This is a genomic window from Opitutus sp. GAS368, from assembly GCF_900104925.1.
Lineage (GTDB): Bacteria > Verrucomicrobiota > Verrucomicrobiia > Opitutales > Opitutaceae > Lacunisphaera.
Window position 1 is genome coordinate 3638463 of sequence record NZ_LT629735.1, and the last position, 20685, is coordinate 3659147.

The window sequence follows — 20685 nt, forward strand, 5'->3', positions numbered from 1 at the left end:
GTCGCAGGGTGGATACGGCAGGGTTCAGCCTTTCAGCTCTTCAGCCCTTCCGCCTTTCTTCCCTACGACTGCGAGCCGTAGTATTTCTTGTAGCTCCGATAATAGCGGTAATTGCTGTAATACTCGATGCGCCGCGGCGAGAGGCCGTTGAGCACGATGCCGAGCAGTTCGTTTTTGCTCTCCTTGAGCTGCTTGATGTAGAGGCGGATGTGCTTGCGGTAGGCGCGATTGAAGCGGCACACGTAGATGACCTCGTCGGTGCGTTCGGCGATGAGCAGCGAGTCGGTGACGGCGCCCATGGGCGGCGAGTCCACGACGATGAGGTCGAAGTGCTGCTTCATGGCCTCGATAAACTGGCCGAAGACGGCGGTCTCGAGCAGCTCGGTGGGGCTCTTCGAGCGGCCACCGGAACGGAGGAGGAAGAGGTTCTCGTCCACCTTGGTGAAGCCGAGCGAGGCGTCGGTGAAGGGGTCGGCGGGGATCTTGGCCCCGGCCTCAAACCACGCGATGAGGCCGGCCTCGTTGGTCAGCTTGAAGTGGCGGTGCAGCATCGGGCGGCGCATGTCGCAGTCGATGAGCAGGACCTTCTTGCCGTGGCGGGCGAACGAGCCGGCCAGGTTGCAGCTGATCATCGTCTTGCCCTCGCCGGGGATCGTGCTGGTGACGAGGATGGACTTCGGGAAGTCGAGCTTGGACTGGATCTTGACCGCGCTGTAGACGCTGAGGAAGGCCTCGGAGCCGGGCGAGGTGCGGTTGCTGTTGACCAGCGAGTGTTTCTCGGTGTCCGGCACGTCGCCGAGTTCCGGAATGATGCCGAGCAGGTGGGCGCCGATGAAGCCCTCGATGTCCCAGGCGCTCTTCACGCGGTCGTCGAGGAAGCTGAGGCCGATGGCGACGCCGGCAAAAACAACCAGGCCGAGGCCGATGCTCGTCTTGACGATGTTGCGGATGTTCGGCGTATCCGGCGACCCCTTGGGCAGGGCGCGGTCGAGCGGCTTGACGGGAATGTTCTCCAGGTTCTTCGAGGTCGTGACCTGGTTCAGGCGGTTGAGGATCTCGAGGTAGTTGCTCTTGGCCACCTGCGCCTGGTTCTCGAGGCTCTTGAAGTCGACGGAGAGATCACCGAGGCGGAGATTGTCCTTCTCGGCGGCCTGGTATTCCTTGATGTAGGAGGCCTCGGTGTCCTGCAGCTTCACGTATTGGGTGCGCAGGTCGGAGATGGACTGCTCGATGTTGCGGGTGATCTGGGCCGTGACGACATCGATGGAGTTCGCGAGCTCGATCATCTTCGGGTGGCGCTCGAGGTAGCGCTCGCTGAGGATGGCCTGCTGCTTGTTGAGTTCGGCGAGGTTGTTCTTCAGGACCGGGATGTTGCCGTAGGCGGAGATGTAGCCGATCTCGAGCAGGTTGGCCGGGTTCTCCTTCTGCATCTTCTCGATCTGGCTGAGCAGGGTCTCGATATCGAGGCGCGCGAGCCGGGCGGTCGTGAGCGTGGCGTTCACGGTGCGGAGGCGCTCACCGACGATGTTCATGCTGTTGTCGAGGGAGACGAGGTTGTGCTTGCGGCGGTAGTCCTGGAGCTTGCCTTCGGCGGCCTCGGATTCCTGCTGGAGCTCCTTGGCGCGGCTGCGCAGGTAGTCCACGGCGAACTCGTTCTTGCCGCCGACATTCTCCATGAGGTAGCGCATGAACTGTTCGACGAAGCGGTTCGCCAGCAGCGCGGCGCCCTCGGGGTCGCGGTTGTTGACGGTGATGGTGATCAGGAAGCTGTTGCGGATCGAAAGCGGTGACATGCTGCCGAGCAGGCCGCCGACGGCGGGCGGGTTGGCGCCGGGCGCGAGGTCCTTGAGGTAGGGGCGCTGGAGCAGCCGGATCTCGTCGGGGGTCAGCGATTGGGCGACCATGGTGCGAAGCCGGCCGCTTTGCAGGATCTGGAGGTAAGTGCCGAGATCGACCTCGGACCGGACCGCGGTGTCCACGACCTGCTCGTTCTGCACCACGCGCTCCGGCCGCTCGAACTGCATGGTGGCCGTGCTGGAATACATCGGGATCTCCTGCGCCTGGTAATAGCCGATCGACAGGGCGACGAGCAGGGCCACCGGCAGCGCGATCCAAAGGCGTTCGCGCAGAATGACGTAGTAGTCGCGCAGGGAACGCTTCTCGACGACCTGCTGGTCATTGCCATGCAGGGAGGGTCCGGGTGCGCGGGCCGGGGCGGTCGGGAGAGGAGCGTCGGGGGCGGACATGAAAAATCAGATCAGGCGCTCGGGCACGTAGACGATGTCGCCCGGCAGGAGCACCATGGAACTGTCGTCGGTCCGGGTGTCCTTCTTGCCCTTGATGACGCTGTCGACGTCGACGGTGAAGACCTTCTTGGTGCCGTCGGGCAGGATGCGGGTGACCGTGACGGCGGTGCCCTTGCCGATGTCGGTGATGCCGCCGGCCTTGGTGACCAGCTCGACGACGGTGAGGGTGGATTCGATGGGCAGGGTGTAGCGGCCGGCGCTGCGGATGGCGCCCTGGATGGAAACCTCGCGCGGGGCGTATTCCTCGACACTGACGGTGACCTGCGGATTGCGCAGGAAGCGCCCTTCCTTGTAGGCGTTCTCGATCGCGGCCTGGGCCTCGACCACGGTCATGCCGCCAATCGCGATCTCGCCCAGCAGCGGCATGTTGATCCGGCCGCGGGCATCGATGCGCGTGAGGCTGGTCAGGTCCTCTTCCTGGTAAACGGCGACCCGCACGCGGTCCGCCAAGCCCAGGGTGTGGACGTAGTTTTTCTTGTTGTCAGATTTGCCGGTGCCCTGGCCGAATGCCGGCAGACCGCCGCCCAGCGCGAGGGCGGCCAGAAGGAAGGGAAAGAGGCGGGCGATTTTCATGGGTGGTTTTCAGTAGCGGCTGGAAACATCGAGGGAAAATCCCTGCCGGTCAAAGCCCGAGAGCGCGAAGGTGGACCAGTTCCGGAAGTAGGTATACGCGGCACCGACTTGCAAGTGCTCGTTCATCTTGTAGCGGGCGCCGACGTTGAAACTGAAGAAAGTGTCGCGCCGCGGGGGCGGGGGCGGGGTCGTCCCGAGGAAGCGGTTCAGGCCGTAGCCCAGCCCGGCGTTGAACTCCACCTTGCGGCTGAAGGCGTAGCTGGCGTTGAGCGCGGCGGAGGTGGAGTCGACCGACGCGCCCGTGGCGATGGTGTTGAAGTCCCGGCTGAGCTGGCCGTTGAGGCTGAGTTTCCGGGTGACCGGCCAGCCGATGGCGGCCAGGGCATTGAAGTTGGCATAGCTCTGTTGGCCGGTGCCGCGGACATCGCGAATCTGGTAACCGAGGCGCACTGTGCCGTTCAGCTTGGCCAGCAGGCCGCCGGAGGCCCCGACGTTGAACCAATGGTCGTAGGAGTCGCTGCCGAGGGAGGTCTTGGACACCCGGATGCGGTAGCCGCCGACCAGGTCGAGCCGGGAGGTGTAGACGTAGAACACGTCGAGGGCCTGCGAGTAATCGGTGAGGTTGGCGAGCGCCGTGGTTTGCACGTATTGGCGGCGCAGGTAGGTGGTCTCGGAGGTGAAATAATATCTGTCGTTCACCGGATACTTCAGGTTGAGCCCGAGGGGGAAATTCCAGGAATTCGTGCGCAGGTTGACCGCGCTGTCCGACCGGCTTTCACGGAAGGCGCTGATCGTGAAGGCCCCGGTGGTGCGTCCGGTGGTCTTGTTGAACTCCACGTGCAGGTTGGGATTGAAGGAATCCTCGTGCGAATACTTGCTGTAGCTGGCGTAGTTGAAGGTGAGCGTGGCGTTGACCGCGATGATGCCCGCGCGGCGCTTCATCTCGGCGCCCACCGCGCCCGTCACGGTGTAGTCACCCCGGCCGCTCGAATCGGAGAAGACGTTGGAGTCATAGGCCAGCGTCACGCTGCCGAAGACGAACAGCTGGTTCCGCGTGCCGTCGAGGTTGATGAGCGCGTGGGCGGCCGGCAGGCCCAGCAGGAGCGCGGCAAGTCCGAGTAGGCAGGTTCGGGCTGGGGCGGGGAAAATCACGTCGGGTTGCTTGCAGCTCAGTTGCCCGACAGCCGGTCGGGGCTGATGACGACGTTGATCGGCGGAGCCGCGGGGACGGTGGGCTTGGCCACGATTTCCTGGCTGTCGTCCGAACCACCGGCGCCGGTGGTGCCCGCGGGAGTGGTCGGGGTGCCTGTCGCGCTTGTTCGCGCCGGCGGAGCGTCGAGCCCGACCTCGGCTTTCTTCTCAATGGCCTCGAAAGTGACGGTCTTCTTGGCGTTGCAGGCGACGCTGACGCGCTCATCCGAGGCCTGCAGCGCCTCGGGCGGGATCTGGCTGATGGTCACGGTCGGCGGCAAGCCCGCCGGCGAGGACCGCACGACGGCGCGCTCGCCGGGCCGAAGGACCTGGCCGCCGATGTCCTTGCTGCCGCCGCGCACGGTGATGTCGCCGTCGAGCAGATCGATGATCGTTTCGTTGGCGTTGGTCTCGATCGAGACCTTGCCGCCCCGGATGTTCACGGCCGCCTGGGGCGTGGAATAGGACATGGAACTGCCCGAGACCAGCTGGCTGGTGCAGACGCCGACGGCGCCATGGGCCACATGGACGGCGCTCTGCGAGATGGACGGCTCATAGGGGGCATCCGCCGTGGAATTGCGGTCGGGTTTGAACGGCTCCTGCACGAAGCGGTCGATTTCCACGCGGGTGTTCTGGTCGACGAACATGCCGGTGCCGTTGGAATACACGAAGGCGTTGTGGGCGCCCGCCTTGGTCTCGATCACGGTGCCGGGGGCATCAAAGGCGGTCGCCTGGCGGGCGGTGTAGATCTTTTCCCCGGTCTGGATCTCGCTGTCGCCAACCGCCTCGGCCAGGTAGATCTTGCTGGTCGGGCCTTTCTTTTTGCCGAGTTGGCGCTGGGCGAACGCACTGGGCGCAACCACCACCAGCGCGGCAACGCTGAGCAGGAGGATGCGGCTGAGTTTGGTTTTCATGGCCTGTGGGATTTTTGTTAGCGGGCTTCCGCCAGGAGGCGAACAGCTTATTTTTGTATCCCGGATTTAACTAGGGTATATCACCTAGAGCAAGGGCAAAAGATGCGTTCTTTAGCCAAAAATTGCATACCGCTCTAAACCAGCAGATTAATAAGCCGCCCTTTCACATGAATGGTCCGTTTGATGGGCTTTCCGGCAATATGCTGGGCTACCTTGGGATTGGCCGAGGCGAGCTGCACCAATTCTGCCTCGCTGGCGCCAACATCGGCGGTGACGTCGCCGCGGTGCTTTCCGTTCACTTGGATCACGATGGTGATGGTGCTGGCGACGAGCTTGCCGGCATCGAAGGCGGGCCAGCCCGCCTGCATGATCGAACCGTTCTGCCCGAGCCGCTCCCAGAGTTCCTCGGCCATGTGCGGGGCGAACGGGGCGAGCAGGCGCAGCAGGTCAAGCATCGCCGCGAGCGGCACGGCCGTCTCCTTCTGCAGCGCATTCATCAGGATCATCATCTGCGAGATGGCCGTGTTGAACCGCAGGCCCTCGATGTCGTCGCCGACTTTCTTGATGGTCTCGTGCCGCAGCTTCTCGGTGTCGGGCGACAACGCACCGGTCGCGATAATGCGCGGGTTGACGGTCCCTTCCTCCGTGAGGCATTCGCGCCAGATTTTCTTCAGGAAGCGGTGCACGCCCTCGATGCCCTTCGTGTTCCAGGGCTTCATGGCCTCGAGCGGGCCGAGAAACATGAGGTAGAGGCGCAGCGAGTCCGTGCCGTAGGCGTGGATGATGTCGTCGGGGTTCACCACGTTGCCGCGGCTCTTGGACATCTTCACGCCGTCCTCGCCGAGGATGATGCCCTGGTGGAAAAGTTTCTTGAAGGGCTCGGCCTGCGGCACGACGTCGAGGTCGAAGAGCACCTTGTGCCAGAAGCGGGCGTAGAGCAGGTGGAGCACGGCGTGCTCCGCGCCACCGACGTAGAGATCGGGCACATCCCAATACTTCAACGCTTCCGGGCTCGCGATGGCGTTCGCGTTCCGGGGGTCGAGAAAGCGGAGGTAATACCAGCATGAGCCGGCCCACTGGGGCATGGTGTTGGTCTCGCGGCGGGCGCGCACCCAGCCGTCGCCGGTCGGCTGCGGTTGCGTGGCGGGCACCGCGGCGCCGGTCGTGACGTTGAACCAGATCTCCAGCCAGGCGGTCTCGTTGGCCAGCGGGCTCTCGCCGTTGCCACTGGGCAGGTAGGAATGCACCTCGGGCAGCACGAGCGGCAGCGCCGTATCGGGCAGCGGCAGCGCGTGGTGCGTGACGCCGTTCTCGGCGAAGGAGACGGGCTGACTTGGCAAATCCTTCCGAAGGTTCTTAGCAACATGATAACCGGCTTCGGAAACCCACACGATGGGGAAGGGCTCGCCCCAATAGCGCTGGCGCGAGAACAGCCAGTCGCGGAGCTTGTAGTTGATCGTGCCCTTGGCGACGCCCTGGGCGGCAAGGTCGGCGGTGATTTTTTTCTTCGCCTCGGGCCAGCTCAAGCCATCGTAGCCGGGCGAATTGACCACCTGGCCGTCGCCCACGTAGGGCAGCTGGTCCGAACCGTCGGCCGCGGCGATGACGCGCGGGGTGGGCAGGTGGTAGAGCTGCGCGAACTCCCAGTCGCGCTCGTCATGCGCCGGCACGGCCATGATGGCGCCGGTGCCGTAGCCCATGAGCACGTAGTCGGCGATCCAGACGGGCAACCTGGCGCCGTTGACCGGGTTGATGGCGTAGCTGCCGCTGAAAACACCGCTCTTGTCCTTGGCGAGGTCGGTGCGCTCGAGGTCGCTTTTGCTCGCGGCTTTCCTGCGGTAGGCTTCGACGGCATCACGCTGCGCGGGAATGGTGAGCGCGGGCACGAGCGGATGCTCGGGCGCCACGACCATGTAGGTGCAGCCGAAGAGCGTGTCGGGCCGCGTGGTGAAGATCTTCAGGTCGCCGAGCTTCGGATCCTCCAGTTTGAAATGCACCTCGGCGCCCTCGCTGCGGCCGATCCAGGCCTCCTGCATGCGCTTGGTGGAGTCTGGCCAGTCGACGCCCTTCAGGCCGTCGATCAGCTGCTCGGCGTAGGCCGTGATGCGCAGCACCCACTGGCGGAGGTTGCGGCGTTCGACGGGGAAGCCGCCGACCTCGGATTTGCCGTCGACGATTTCCTCGTTGGCGAGGACGGTGCGGAGCTCCGGGCACCACCAGACGGGACGCTCGTCAACGTAGGCCAGGCCCTTCTTGAAAAGCTGGAGGAAAATCCACTGCGTCCACCGGAAATATTTCGGGTCGGTCGTGTCGATCTCGCGGTCCCAGTCATAGGAAAAGCCCAGCGACTTGATCTGACGGCGAAAGTTGACGATGTTGTTCTGGGTGTTGGCGGCGGGATGCGTGCCGGTCTTCACCGCATGCTGTTCGGCGGGCAGGCCGAAGGCGTCCCAGCCGATCGGGTGCAGGACATTGAAGCCCTTCGCGCGCTTGTAGCGGGCGAGGATGTCGGTGGCGGTGTAACCCTCGGGGTGGCCGATGTGCAGCCCGGATCCGGACGGATAGGGGAACATGTCCAGCACGTAGTATTTCGGCTTGGCCGAGCCATTCTCGGCCTTAAATGCCTTGGTTTTCTCCCAGAAAGATTGCCAATGCGGCTCGATTTGGAGAAAGTCGTAGTCTTTGGAGTTGGTAGCCATCGATTGTTAAAACCCGCCACATTGAGACATTCCTTTCCACCGTCAATCACCGGCCGTCTGGCCGCGATCACTCTCCTCAGCCTGAGCCTGGCCGGTGTCGCCGGGGCGGCCATGAGCCGGGGCTTCAACCGCTTGCTGGATGCGGTCGTCCGGATCGATGTCCGCGAAATCGAGTTCACCGATGGGGCCAAGCGCATCACGGGTGGGGTCGGCTCGGGCGTCATTATTTCCAGCGACGGCCTGGTCCTCACCAACGCCCATGTCGTCAGCCCGCAGGCCGTGGAGGTGTCCATCACCCTGGCCAGCCTGGAGCGTGTCAACGCAAAGCTCGTGGGCTGGGACCACTGGACCGACCTGGCATTGCTGCGCATCGACCTCGACGCGATCAAGCGCCGCAATCTCACCTTTGCCGCGGCGGAGTTCGGCGACTCCGACGAGCTCTTTGTCGGCCAGACGGTTTTCGCCGTCGGCACACCGCACGGCCTGACGCGCACCGTGACGCGCGGCATCATTTCCAACAACGACCGCTACTTTGAGGACAGCCGCGGCGTGAATGGTTACGAGACGGGCGCTTTCAACACCTGGCTCCAGACCGACGCAGCGATCAATCCCGGCAACAGCGGCGGCCCGCTCGTCACCGAGGACGGCAAGGTCATCGGCATCAATTCCCGCGGCTACATCGGGGCGGACAACCTGGGCTTCGCCATTCCCGCGAAGGTGGCCCGCACGGTGGCGGCGACGCTGGTGAAGAGCGGTTCCGTCACGCGCAGCTACGCCGGCATCGGTTTCCGGGAGCTGCAGGACCTCGAGGGTTTCTATTCGCTCAGCGCCAATACCGGCGTGCTGGTTGCCAACGTCGACGTGGGTTCGCCGGCCGCGAAGGCCGGGTTGCGCGCGGGCGACGTGGTGCTCACGCTCAACGGCCGCAAGATGGACGGGCGTTTCCCCGAGCAGCTGCCGCCCATCCAGCAGTCCATCGCCAGCCTGCCCGTGGGCTCGACCGTCAGGCTGGGCGTCAAGCGAGGCGACCAGGTGGTGGAACTGGGCGCCGTCACCGAAAAACTCGAGAGCCGGGTGGGCGAGGAGTGGGCCTTCGAAAAGTGGGGCCTCACCGTCCGCAAGGTCTCGCGGGCCTACGCGCGCGAGAACCAGCTGACCGACGAGACCGGCGTCGTCGTGCTCGGCGTGCAGCCGGGCTATCCCGCCGCCGAGGCCGGCCTGGCCCGGGGCGACATCATCACCAAGGTCGGCAGCAAGACCATCGCGGAACTTGCGCAGCTGAAGGCGCTCTACGGGGCCTACGAGGCCAAACCCGAGCCGCAGCTCGTCGAGGCCCAGCGGAGCCGCCGCATTTCCCTTTACGTCATCAAACCATGAGAATCCTGCGCTGGTGCCTGCCCGTCCTTTCGCTCCTGCCGCTCGGCGCCCGTGCGACGCCGGTGGCCGAACTCTTCAACGAACGGCTCAAGTCCGTCGTCGCGGTCGAGTTCTTCATCCAGGCGGAGACCGAGCGCCAGCCGGTCATGGTGCTGGGCACCGTCATCGACGAGGCCGGCACAGTCATCCTGCCCGGTGCCGCCATCCTCCCGGGCGTCGCGCCCAGCCAGCTGAAGGACTTCAAGGTCTACCGGCCGGGCAGCATCGAGTCGGCCCCGGCCGTTTACCTGGGCCAGGACGCGTTCACCGGCTGGCATTTTGTGCGTGTCGACGAAAAGTCCCGCGCGGGCCTTGTGCCGGTCACCCACTGGACGGCCGCCAAAACCGATCCGGCCATGGGCGAGGAGCTCTGGGGCATCGGTCTCCGCAACAAGGACGAGGACTTCCAGCCGTATTTCCTGAGCTCACGCGTGGCGGTGACGATGAAGCTGCCCCAGAAGACGGTGATCCTCGGCAGCGACGTCGCGGGCCCGGGCCTGCCGGTGTTCAATGCCGCGGGCGAACTCGCCGGCATCGCCCAGACCTCGTTCGGGCAGAACTTCCTCCTCTTTTCCCGCGACCAGCGCGGCAATCCCATCGTGCTCGTGAATGTCGAGGAAAGCAGCGTCGTGCTGCTGGGCAGCGAAGTGCTGCCGTATCTCGGACGTGTCCCGCAGTCGGTCACCGGCCGGCCGATCGCGTGGTTCGGCGCCTACGGCCTGCAGCCGATGGACCCGGAGGTGGCCAAGCTCCTCCGGCTCGAGAACCAGTCCGGCGTGGTCGTGAGCGACATCATGAAATCCAGCCCCGCGGACCGGGCGGGCCTGCAGGAGCGCGACATTGTCCTGGCGGTCGACGGCCAGCCCCTGCCGCGGCTCAAGCCCGACCGGGTGGTCGTGAGCTACTTCGGCCAGGAGATACTGCGCCGCCTGCCCGGTGATGTGATCACGCTCGCGGTGCTCCGCGGCACCACCCGCGTCGAGGTGAAGGTCAAGCTGGGCGATGAGCCCAAGCTCGTGCGGGAGGCCGACCGGCGCTACTTCGAGCGGCTCGGCTTCACGGTGCGCGAATTCCTCTACAACGACGGCATCCTGCACCGGGCCAACCCGGGCACGACCGAGGGCGTCATGGTGCATTTCGTCAAGCCGGGCAGCGCGGTCGCCACGGCCGGCCTGCGGCCCGACGACTGGGTGCGCGAGATCGATGGCACCGCGATCAAGACCTATGCGCAGGCCATGGACAAGCTGGCGGCCATCGAGGCCGACAAGAACCGCGCGGAATTCGTGTTGCTCGTCAGCCGCGGCGGCGAGACACAGGTGCTGCGCGTGAAACTCAACTGACCGGCGCCCCATGAACCCCCGCTTGTTTGCCATTCTGAACGAAGTGAAGAATCCATCAGCCCGGACGCTGACGGATATCCTCATGGATTCTTCGCTGCGCTCAGAATGACCTGACCACCCATGTTCACCGGCATCATCGAGGAAACCGGCCGCGTAGCCGCCTTCACCCAGGGACCGGATTCCTGGCGGCTGCAGATTGCGGCCGGGCTCGTGCCGTCGGACGTCAGGCTGGGCGACAGTGTCGCCGTCAACGGCTGCTGCCTGACGGTGACAGAGTTCGACGCCGGCCACCTCTGGTTCGATGTGCTCGAAGAAACGCGCCGCCTGACCAATTTCGCCCAGCTCGCGCCCGGCGCGCTCGTGAATCTGGAGCGCAGCCTGCGGGCCGACACCCGCCTCGGCGGGCACTTTGTGTCCGGCCACATCGACGCCCCCGGCCGGGTCGAGGTGTTCGAGGCGCGCGGCAAGGACCACTACCTGAAGGTGGGCGTGCCGGCCGGCTTTGCGCGCTACCTCGTCTACAAGGGCAGCGTGGCGATCGACGGCATCTCGCTGACCGTCGCGGAAGCGGCCGGGGACTCCTTTGCGGTCTGGCTCATCCCGCACACCCTCGCGGTGACCAATCTGCGGGGGAAGAAGGCCGGGGACACGCTCAACTTGGAATTCGATCTGCTGGCCAAGTATGTCGAGAAGCTCAACGCCGCCCGCCCGGCCTGACATGCCCACCCGCGACCAACTCCTTGCGCTCAACGACGAGCTCCGCCGCCTGAAGGCCGGCGGCCAGCGCGCCGTGTCCGTCAGCGAGGAAGGGCTGGCGCAATTGCGCGAGGCGGTCACCGCGAGCAGGTCGGGCTTTATGCCCGACAGGCCGGCCGAAATAGCGAGCGCCGCTACGGTGTCGGGCGCAAAGCCCGACCTGCAGATGTTGGCAGCGGCACGTCCGGCCGCTCCCGCGATGCCCGCCACGCCTGAGATCAAGCTGCCCGAGGGCGACAAGCCGGCGCGGTGGAATTTCCTGCGCAACCTGGTGCTCAACGACGCCACCTGCCAGGCCCGCGTCTATCCGGGCAAGCAGGTGGTCTTTGGCGTGGGCAATCTTGATGCGGCGGTCATGTTCGTGGGCGAGGCGCCGGGCGGCGATGAGGAGGACCAGGGCGAGCCGTTCGTCGGCCGCGCCGGTCAGCTGCTGAACAAGATGATCAAGGCCATGGGCCTCGAGCGCGGCCAGGTTTACATCGGCAACATCCTGAACTGGCGGCCCGACATGGGCACCCGCAACGCCGACGGTTCGCAGACGGGCAACCGCCCGCCGACCGCGCAGGAGATGGCCTACTGCCTGCCTTTCATCCGCGCGCAGATCGCGATCATCCGGCCGCGGGTGCTGGTGGCGCTCGGCAAGACCGCCGTGGACGGGCTGCTCGGGCCGGATCGTTTCAAATCCATGGGTGCGGCGCGCGGCAGCTGGCACTCGTATGCCGACACGCCGCTGCGCGCGAGCTACCATCCGTCCTACCTGTTGCGCCAGGAAGGGCTCACCAGTGCGGCGGCCAAGAAGATCAAGCGCGATGCCTGGGAGGACATGCTGGCCGTGATGGAACGGGCCGAACTGCCCGTTTCGGAGAAGCAGCGGAATTACTTCCTGTGAACGTGAAATTGAGCCCGTCAATCCTCGGCCCCTTGATCCTGGCGCTGGCGGTGGTTGTCGGCCGCGCCGAGGATCTGTTTGATTTCGAGGTGCTGCAGTTCCGGGCGAAGGCGCTGGCGTTCCAGCCCTACGCCGAGACAAAACCGCGGGTGCCGGATTGGCTGAAGAAACTGAGCTACGACCAGTATAACGACATCCGTTTCGACGAGCGGTTCACCTGGTGGCGCGCCGACAAGCTGCCATTCCAGCTCCAGTTCTTCCATCCCGGCGGCATCTTCAACCGGCCCGTGCAGGTGCACGAGGTGATAAACCGGGTGGCGCGGCCCATCGATTTCTCGCCGCGGTTTTTCGACTACGGCAAGACCAAGCCCGGCCGCGTGCCCTCGGACCTGGGCTTCGCCGGCTTCAAGGTGCTCCAGGAGCTCAACCAGCCGGGCAAGTGGGATGAACTCATCTCCTTTCTCGGCGCGAGTTACTTCCGGGCGCTGGGCAAGGACCAGCATTACGGCCTGTCGGCGCGCGGGCTCGCGCTCAACACCGCGGAGCCCGGCGGCGAGGAATTCCCCGTGTTCGAGGAGTTCTGGATCGAGCGGCCGTCGCTCGGCGGTGGCAGCGTCACGGTCTACGCGCTGCTCAACGGCCCGAGCGTGGCCGGCGCCTACCGCTTCGTCATCACTCCCGGGGCCGACACGGTCGTGCGCGTGCGCGGCGCGGTGTATTGCCGCAAAACCCCCGCGGTGTTCGGCCTCGCGCCGTTGACCAGCATGTTCGCGCACGGCGAGAACAGCGGCTGGTCGCAGACGGATTTCCGGCCCGAGGTGCATGACTCCGACGGCCTGCTGCTCGAAACCGGGGCCGGCGAATGGGTCTGGCGCCCGCTCACCAACCCGAAGGGCGTGCGGGTGGCGTCTTTCCAGGACAACGCGCCGCGTGGCTTCGGCCTGCTGCAGCGCGACCGGCAATTCGAGCATTACGGCGACCTCGAGGCCTTCTATCACCAGCGGCCGAGCCTGTGGGTGGAGCCGGTGGGCAATTGGGGCGCGGGCTCGGTGCGGCTGTTCGAATTGCCGACCAAGGACGAGTTCAGCGACAACATCGTGGCGTGCTGGGTGCCGGCGAAACTGCCGCCCATCGGCGAGCCGTTCGAGTTTGAATATGACCTGCACTGGATGTCCGATCCCGGCCGGCGCCCACCCGCCGGCCAGACGATCTCGACGCACGTGGCGGGCGTGCCGGGCCGTCCGGAACTGCGCCGCTTTGTGCTCGAGTTCGCCAGCAGCTACCTGAACGCCCAGCCGGATGACCCTGAGATCGAGGCGCTGGTCAGCGTGAGCGGGGGCGCCCGGCAGGAGAACCGCACCGTGGTGCAGAAAAACCGCTTCACCGGCGCGTGGCGGGTGGTCTTTGAAATCCGGCCCGACCCCTCGGGCAGTCCCGTGGAACTCCGTTGCTTTCTGCGCAAAGGGCAGCATGTGCTGACCGAGACATGGAGCTATCTCTGGAATCCCTGAACTCGTTCCGCCCGAAGACGGGCACGCTGGAGCAGTGGAACGCGGCCTATGTCCGCGTGGAGGACTACCTGCGCGCGCACCGGATCCACAACCGCCTGCACCAGAGCCGGCTCATCCAGCGCGTGCTCAGCGCGGCCGCCGGCCGGCATGAGCAGAACCCCGCCCTGAACCCGGTCACGCTGGCGATCGAGGAGACCGACCGCGTGATGGACGGCTGGTTCGCCGAGCTGCTCGGGGAAAAGGGCCTGCCGCACGACCGCATCGCCGCGGAGGGGCGTGTCGCCCTGCTGGTGTCGGACGGCACCTCGCGCTGGCCGTTCGCCTTCCTCGACGACCAGAACATTCCCGCCGAATTCGCGTCGGCCATGAAACAGGGTTCGCTCCAGGCCGGGCCCGACCTGGCGGTGTCGAGCATGGTGCCGCGTGACATCGACCTCGGCGCGATCACCGAGGCGGCCGGCCAGACCCTCGAGCGCATCGAAAGCCTGCCCGTCCTGCGCGTCGTTCTGCTGTGGGCGGTCTTCCTCGCGGTGCTGACGGCCGTGTTCTTCGCCACCCGCTGACCATGGCCGCGCTATTCACCGTCGAACAGGTTGACCGCACCCGGGTGGGCCGGCGCCGGGCGACCTTTTTCACGCTCACCTTCCTCCTGACGAGCCTGGCGACGTGGTTCATGGCCGACCTGCTGTGGCGCGATGGCATGACGCCAATCGAGTGGATCGTGCTGGTCCTTTTCGTCATCCTGTTCGCACACATCGCGGTCGGGTTCAGCACGGCGCTGCTCGGCCTCTACGTGCTGAACCGCAACGGCGATCCCTACCGCATTACGCGTTCGATCGAGGGCGAGCCGCTCGCCAGCCTGCCGCTCGCCTCGACGGCCATCGTGATGCCGGTCTTCAACGAGGACCCGAGCCGCGTGTTCGAAGGGCTGCGCGTCATCTACCGTTCGCTCGAGTTGTCCGGCCGGCTCGAGAATTTCGACTTCTTCATCCTCAGCGATTCGAACAACCCGAACAACTGGATCCAGGAGGAAGTGGCCTGGGTGGAGCTCTGCAAGCAGCTGAACGGCTTCGGCCGGATCTTTTACCGGAAGCGCCGTATCTCCATCAACAAGAAGAGCGGCAACGTCGCCGACTTCCTGCGTCGCTGGGGCCGGAAGTATCGTTATGCCGCCGTGCTCGACGCCGACAGCATCATGACCGGCGAGTCGCTGATCCGGCTGGTGGCGATGATGGAGCGCAACCCCAAGGTCGGCATCCTGCAGACCGCACCGCGCATCGTGAACGGCGTCACGCTCTATTCGCGCCTGCAGCAGTTTTCCAACCGGCTTTACAGCCCTTTGTTTCTCGCCGGCCTGAACTACTGGCACCAGGGGGAGAGCAATTTCTGGGGCCACAACGCCGTCATCCGCGTGGCGCCCTTCATGGAACACGCCGCGCTGCCGGACCTGCCCGGCCGGGAGCCCTTCGGCGGCCGCATTCTCAGCCATGATTTTGTCGAGGCGGCGCTGATGCGCCGCGCCGGCTGGCGCGTGTGGCTGGCTTACGACCTGGAGGGCAGCTACGAGGAGGGCCCGCCGACCCTGATCGACAGCGCCAAGCGTGATCGCCGCTGGTGCCAGGGCAACCTGCAGCACAGCTGGCTGCTGTTTGCGCGCGGCTTTCATCCGGTCAACCGGGTGCACCTGTTGATGGGGATCATGGGCTACGTGGCCTCACCGCTGTGGATGCTCTTCCTGCTGATCAGCAGCATCCACACATTCCGCGAAGTGCTGGCGGGCAGCTACCACATCTACCACGCCGAGGCCTACGTGTCGTTTTTCGGTTACACCATGGAGGTGCCGGAGGCGTTTGCGCTGTTTCTCTTCACCTTGTTGCTGCTGTTCCTGCCGAAGATCATCAGCGTGATCATCGAGATCAAAAACCGCCGCGCCGCGGCCTATGGCGGACCGTTCCGGTTGATCGGCAGCACGCTGCTCGAGGTGGCGGTGTCCACGCTGCTGGCGCCCATCAACATGATGTTCAACACGAAGTTCGTGCTCTACATCCTGCTCGGGCAGGGCGTCGCGTGGGTGACCCAGCGCCGCGAGGCGAGCGAGGACACGGACTGGCGCGAGGCCATCATCACACACGCGGGGCAGACGGCCTTCGGGATCGTGTGGGGCGTATCGGCTTTCATCCTGATGCCGTCCTTCTTCTGGTGGCTGAGCCCGGTGCTCGCGGGCCTGGTGCTGTCCGCCCCGCTGTCGATCTTCCTCGGCAAGGCCAGCTTTGGCCGCCGCGCCCGGGAACTCGGGCTTTTCCTCACGCCCGATGAAACCCAGCCGCCGCAGGAACTCATCCGTCTGCAGCGGCACCTGGAGGAATGTTACCGGCACATGCAGCCGATCCCGCCGCTGCGTGACGACTACGGCCTGCTGCAGGCGGTGCTCGACCCCTACGTGAATGCCGCGCATGTGTCGCTCCTGCGGCAGCGGCAGGGCAGCCTCGCGGTGCGCTCCTACTTTCTGGGGCTGCGGCGGAAGCTGCTGGCCGAGGGGCCGGCCAACCTCACGCACCGCGAGAAGATGGCGCTGCTGCTCGATGCGGAGTCGATGATCTGGCTGCACGAGCAGCTGTGGAAGCAGCCCGCCGAGCAGCTCTCGGAATGGTGGCGGCTGGCGATGCGCCAATACAACGTGCTCACCGCGACGCCGGTGACGGCGCTCTACCGCTAGCCGCGCCGGCTTGTCGGGTCGGAGCCTTGGCGGAGACGGATATCGCTAGCGGACGTTGCCGTAGGCGCTGACAACGATCTCCTGGCCCGACGCCGCCTGGCCCAGGATGCGGAAGGCGGCATTGGCCGGCTGCACGGTCTCCGGCGGTTTCAGGTAAACGCGGTAACGCCGGCCGGCCTCGACGGTCTCGAGGCGGGCGGCAAAGTCGCCGCTGGTGGGCTGCACGCGGGTGAAGTTGATCTGCAGGCCCGGGATGACCGCCAGGTCGACGGACTTTTCCACCGCCGGCTCGTGGAGTTTCCACGCCACGCTGCGCGGCGAGAGGACCACGAGTTCCGGCACCTCGATCCGCACCAGCAGGCGCACGGGCTCGGGGCTTTCATCGGTCACCACCTTGATGCGCCGCTCATACAGTCCCAGCCGGTCGCCCACATGGAAGTTCGTCTTGATGACGCCGCTCGCCCCCGGCGCGTAGACCTGCCGGTCAGCCGCGGCGTCCAGGCAGTCGCAGTTGCTTTCCACCTCGAGAATGGTGACCGGCTTGTGGCCGGTGTTGGTGAATTGGAAGACGGCGTCCTGGGTGGCTTGGAAGGGCGCGGTGGTGAAGTCGAGGGTCTGCGCCTTCCATTCCAGTGCCGCCCCGGGCAGCACGGCAGCGGCGAACAAACAGCAGAGCAAGGGGCGGCGCAGGATCATGGCGACAGGACAGGGGCAGGAGGTTTATGTGCCGGCCAGTTGCTTCAGGGCCTCGACCACCCGGGCAAAGTGGAGTTTGAGCTCGGGCAAGGCGGCACTGGCGGCCGCCAGGTTGTTGGCCTTGGCGTGACTTTCTATCTCTTGGGCGATCCGGGCAAATTCCTGGGCCCCGAAATTCCCCGAGCTGCCCTTGATGCTATGCGCGGCGCGAATGACCAGCGAAGCATCCGCTTTGGCCAGCGCTTCCTCCATTTGCGCCAGCTGCCTTGGCGTGTCCGCCAGGTAGATGGCGATGAGCTCACGCAGGAATTCCGAGTCACCCTCCGGACTGAGGTCGCGCAGCGCCTGGATGGCGTCCGGATTAAGTGTCGGACTGGTCGTCATAAGAGTGCTGGAATTAACAACGCATTAGCCATTTATGGCAACTGTCTGCGCCTAGGGCAAGTAGCTCATTTTATGATGCATCATGCAATCCGTATACGTTGATAATCTCCTTGCACGAGAGGGCGCCGCGCTCTTTCTTACCCGCTTATGGCAAAATCCTTTGTTTTCTCCTCTGAGTCCGTGGGCGAAGGGCATCCCGACAAAGTCGCGGATCTCATCTCCGACAGCGTGCTGGACGCCTGCCTGGCGCAGGACCGTAACAGCCGCGTGGCCTGCGAGACCATGGTCAAGTCGAACATGGTGATCCTCGCCGGCGAAATCACCACGAAGGCCAAACTGAATTACGAGGCCATCGTCCGCGCGGCCATCCGCGAGATCGGCTATGTGAACAAGGACGACGTGTTTCACGCCGACTCCGTTTTCATCAACAATTACCTGACCGCCCAGTCGCCCGATATTGCGCAGGGCGTCGACGCCAAGAAGGCCAAGGGCAAGAAGACCGCCGAGCAGGGCGCCGGCGACCAGGGCCTGATGTTTGGCTACGCCTGCAATGAGACCCCGGAGCTCATGCCGACGCCGGTGATGTTCGCCCACCGTCTGGGCCGCAAACTCACGCAGCTCCGCAAGAGCGGCAAGGTCGAGTGGCTCCGCCCGGACGCGAAATCCCAGGTCTCCATCCGCTATGAGAACGACAAGCCGGTCGCCGTGGAAAACGTCGTCATCTCCACCCAACACACCGCCGATGTCTCGCACAGGCAGATCGAGTCCTACCTGATCGAGAACGTCATCAAGAAGGTCATTCCGGCCCGCATGCTGACGAAGAAGACCCACTTCCTGATCAACCCGACCGGCCGCTTCGTCATCGGCGGCCCGCAAGGCGACTCCGGCCTCACCGGCCGCAAGATCATCGTCGACACCTATGGCGGCTGGGGCCGCCACGGTGGCGGCGCCTTCTCCGGCAAGGATCCGTCCAAGGTCGACCGTTCCGCCGCCTACATGTGCCGCTGGGTCGCCAAGAATATCGTGGCCTCGGGCCTCGCCGACATCGCCGAGCTGCAGGTCGCCTACGCCATCGGCCATCCCGAGCCGGTCAGCGTCTATGTGGACACCATGGGCACGGGCAAGGTGCGCGACGAGAAGATCGCCAAGGCCGTCACCAAGGTCTTCGGCTTCAAGCCCGCCGACATCACCCGCCAGCTCAACCTGCTGCGCCCGATTTACCGCTCGACCACCAACTACGGCCATTTCGGCAAGGCCGGCCTCCCGTGGGAGCAGACCAACAAGGTCGCCGCCCTCCGCGCCGCCATCAAATAACCCTTATCCCTCCACCATTATGGCTACCACCACCACCGCCGGCGCCACCGATTTCAAGGTCAAGGACATCACCCTGGCCGATTGGGGTCGCAAGGAAATCTCCGTCGCCGAGCACGAGATGCCCGGCCTGATCTCCGTTCGCAAGAAGTTCGGCCCGTCGAAGCCGCTCGCCGGCGTCCGTATCACCGGCTCGCTGCACATGACGATCCAGACGGCCGTCCTCATCGAGACGCTCAAGGAGCTCGGCGCCGACGTGCGCTGGTGCTCGTGCAATATTTTCTCGACGCAGGACCATGCGGCCTCGGCCATCGCCAAATCCGGCACGCCCGTCTTCGCCTGGAAGGGCGAGACGCTCGAGGAATACTGGGACCTGACGCTCCACGCCATTTCGTTTCCCGGCGGCAAGGGTCCGCAGCTTGTCGTCGACGACGGCGGCGACGTTACCCTGCTCATCCACAAGGGATGCGAACTCGAAGAGGGCAGCGATTGGGTCAACACCCCGTCCACCTCCCACGAGGAGCAGGTCATCAAGAACGTGCTCAAGAAGGTCCACAAGGAGGACCCGCTTCGCTGGACGACCATCGCGAAGGAGTGGAAGGGCGTCTCCGAGGAGACGACCACCGGCGTGCACCGCCTCTACCAGATGCTCGAGAAGGGCAAACTCCGCGTCCCGGCCATCAACGTCAACGACTCGGTCACCAAGTCGAAGTTCGACAACCTCTACGGCTGCCGCGAGTCGCTCGGCGACGGTCTGAAGCGCGCCACCGACGTCATGATCGCCGGCAAGGTCGCCTGCGTTTGCGGCTACGGCGACGTCGGCAAGGGCTCGGCGTTTTCGCTCAAGGGCTTCGGCGCCCGCGTCATCGTCACCGAGATCGACCCTATCAACGCCCTGCAGGCCGCGATGGAGGGCTTTGAGGTCAACACGATCGAGTCCACGCTCGGCACGGCCGACATCTACGTCACCACGACGGGCAACAAGGACATCATCACGCTCGAGCACATGCGCGCGATGAAGGACCAGGCCATCGTTTGCAACATCGGCCATTTCGACAACGAGATCCAGGTCGACAAGCTCAACGCCTCCGATGCCAGGCGCACGAACATCAAGCCCCAATACGACATGTATACGTTCCCGCAGGGGAACAGCATCTACCTGCTCGCCGAGGGCCGCCTGGTGAACCTCGGTTGCGCCACCGGCCACCCGTCGTTCGTCATGTCGAACAGCTTCACCAACCAGACGCTGGCGCAGCTCGACCTGTGGAAGAACCGCGCCACCTACAAGGTGAACGTCTACCGCCTGCCGAAGCACCTCGACGAGGAGGTCGCCCGCCTGCACCTCGAGAAGATCGGCGTCGTGCTGACGAAGCTCACCAAGGCCCAGGCCGAATACCTGGGCGTGCCGGTCGAGGGTCCTTACAAGCCGGAACATTATCGTTATTGAATCCTTTCAACGCCGCGGAGTAATCCGCGGCGTTTTTTATGTAGGGCGGGATCTCCGCATCCCGCCTGCGGGCGAAAATGACATCATGTTCAAGGCGGGATGCGGAGATCCCGCCCTACACCCAACTCCATGGCCCGACTCATCCCCAAACCCACCGTCATCGAAGCCGCCGGCAACAAGCCCAAGCTCATCGAGGAATTCTTCGGCCGCGTGAACAGCGGCACGGTCGCCACCAGCATCGCCCGGATGCGCAGCCCAGGCGGCTGGGTCGAGCCCGGCCAGACGCCCGAGTTCGACGAATACACCGTCGTGCTGCGCGGCGAGCTGCAGGTGAAGACCAAGGCCGCCACGTTTACGGTCAAGGCCGGCCAGGCCATCCACGCGCCGTCGGGCAAGTGGGTGCAATACAGCACGCCCAATCCCGACGGCGCCGAATACATCGCAGTCTGCCTGCCGGCCTTCGCGCCGGGCACGGTGCATCGCGATTCGTAGGGCCGGGCGGTTTTTGCTTTCCTCGTTCCGGGCTGAAGGGAGAC

At 65.1% G+C, this 20685-nt stretch carries 17 protein-coding genes; 10 read left to right on the top strand and 7 right to left on the bottom strand.

Annotated features, from left to right (window positions below; translation table 11 throughout):
• Positions 1-62: 62 nt before the first annotated feature.
• From BLU29_RS15465 to leuS, 5 genes are all read right to left on the bottom strand, one after another.
• Positions 63-2246 (bottom strand): polysaccharide biosynthesis tyrosine autokinase, encoded by a 2184-nt coding sequence (locus tag BLU29_RS15465; RefSeq protein WP_091059785.1) that lies wholly within the window; start codon positions 2244-2246, stop codon positions 63-65.
• Between the two features lie 6 nt (positions 2247-2252).
• Positions 2253-2879, bottom strand: coding sequence for a polysaccharide biosynthesis/export family protein (locus BLU29_RS15470; protein WP_091059787.1), 627 nt, complete (start codon positions 2877-2879; stop codon positions 2253-2255).
• Between the two features lie 9 nt (positions 2880-2888).
• Complete coding sequence (locus tag BLU29_RS15475; protein ID WP_091059789.1) at positions 2889-4031, bottom strand: outer membrane beta-barrel protein; 1143 nt, start codon at positions 4029-4031, stop codon at positions 2889-2891.
• A gap of 17 nt (positions 4032-4048) precedes the next feature.
• A complete protein-coding gene (locus BLU29_RS15480; RefSeq protein ID WP_091059792.1) occupies positions 4049-4984 on the bottom strand; it encodes a FecR domain-containing protein in 936 nt (311 codons plus the stop codon).
• Between the two features lie 134 nt (positions 4985-5118).
• Positions 5119-7683: a leucine--tRNA ligase gene (gene leuS / locus BLU29_RS15485; protein ID WP_091059795.1), complete on the bottom strand. Its 2565-nt coding sequence runs from the start codon at positions 7681-7683 to the stop codon at positions 5119-5121.
• Between the two features lie 21 nt (positions 7684-7704).
• On the opposite strand from leuS, the gene BLU29_RS15490 reads away from it, so the two are divergent.
• The 7 genes from BLU29_RS15490 to mdoH all read left to right on the top strand — a co-directional run bounded on the left by BLU29_RS15490 (position 7705) and on the right by mdoH (position 16311).
• Positions 7705-9060, top strand: a complete 1356-nt coding sequence (locus tag BLU29_RS15490) for a trypsin-like peptidase domain-containing protein (protein ID WP_231962249.1) — start codon at positions 7705-7707, stop codon at positions 9058-9060.
• The gene (locus BLU29_RS15495) at positions 9057-10439 is read left to right on the top strand and encodes a PDZ domain-containing protein (protein WP_091059797.1); all 1383 of its coding nucleotides are present in this window, start codon (positions 9057-9059) and stop codon (positions 10437-10439) included. Before BLU29_RS15490 ends, BLU29_RS15495 begins: the two co-directional genes overlap by 4 nt.
• Before the next feature lie 120 nt (positions 10440-10559).
• The gene (locus BLU29_RS15500) at positions 10560-11156 is read left to right on the top strand and encodes a riboflavin synthase (RefSeq protein WP_091059800.1); all 597 of its coding nucleotides are present in this window, start codon (positions 10560-10562) and stop codon (positions 11154-11156) included.
• Between the two features lies 1 nt (position 11157).
• Positions 11158-12084: a uracil-DNA glycosylase gene (locus BLU29_RS15505; RefSeq protein WP_091059803.1), complete on the top strand. Its 927-nt coding sequence runs from the start codon at positions 11158-11160 to the stop codon at positions 12082-12084.
• A gap of 8 nt (positions 12085-12092) precedes the next feature.
• Positions 12093-13595, top strand: coding sequence for a glucan biosynthesis protein (locus tag BLU29_RS15510; RefSeq protein WP_197677732.1), 1503 nt, complete (start codon positions 12093-12095; stop codon positions 13593-13595).
• Positions 13571-14158 carry a hypothetical protein gene (locus tag BLU29_RS15515; RefSeq protein WP_091059807.1) on the top strand — a complete coding sequence of 196 codons (588 nt, stop codon included), beginning with the start codon at positions 13571-13573 and terminating at the stop codon, positions 14156-14158. Before BLU29_RS15510 ends, BLU29_RS15515 begins: the two co-directional genes overlap by 25 nt.
• A 2-nt stretch (positions 14159-14160) precedes the next feature.
• Positions 14161-16311: a glucans biosynthesis glucosyltransferase MdoH gene (mdoH, locus tag BLU29_RS15520; RefSeq protein ID WP_091059810.1), complete on the top strand. Its 2151-nt coding sequence runs from the start codon at positions 14161-14163 to the stop codon at positions 16309-16311.
• A gap of 45 nt (positions 16312-16356) precedes the next feature.
• Here mdoH and BLU29_RS15525 read toward each other — a convergent pair whose 3' ends face one another.
• Positions 16357-17007, bottom strand: coding sequence for a DUF1573 domain-containing protein (locus tag BLU29_RS15525; protein ID WP_091059813.1), 651 nt, complete (start codon positions 17005-17007; stop codon positions 16357-16359).
• A gap of 24 nt (positions 17008-17031) precedes the next feature.
• Entirely contained in the window at positions 17032-17391 is a 360-nt protein-coding gene (locus BLU29_RS15530; RefSeq protein ID WP_091059815.1) for an Hpt domain-containing protein, read from the bottom strand.
• Positions 17392-17538: 147 nt separating this feature from the next.
• On the opposite strand from BLU29_RS15530, the gene metK reads away from it, so the two are divergent.
• From metK to BLU29_RS15545, 3 genes are all read left to right on the top strand, one after another.
• Positions 17539-18705, top strand: a complete 1167-nt coding sequence (gene metK, locus BLU29_RS15535; RefSeq protein WP_091059818.1) for a methionine adenosyltransferase — start codon at positions 17539-17541, stop codon at positions 18703-18705.
• Positions 18706-18724: 19 nt separating this feature from the next.
• Positions 18725-20149 carry an adenosylhomocysteinase gene (ahcY, locus tag BLU29_RS15540; RefSeq protein WP_091059821.1) on the top strand — a complete coding sequence of 475 codons (1425 nt, stop codon included), beginning with the start codon at positions 18725-18727 and terminating at the stop codon, positions 20147-20149.
• Positions 20150-20278: 129 nt separating this feature from the next.
• Positions 20279-20641, top strand: a complete 363-nt coding sequence (locus BLU29_RS15545) for a cupin (RefSeq protein WP_091059823.1) — start codon at positions 20279-20281, stop codon at positions 20639-20641.
• Positions 20642-20685 lie beyond the last annotated feature (44 nt).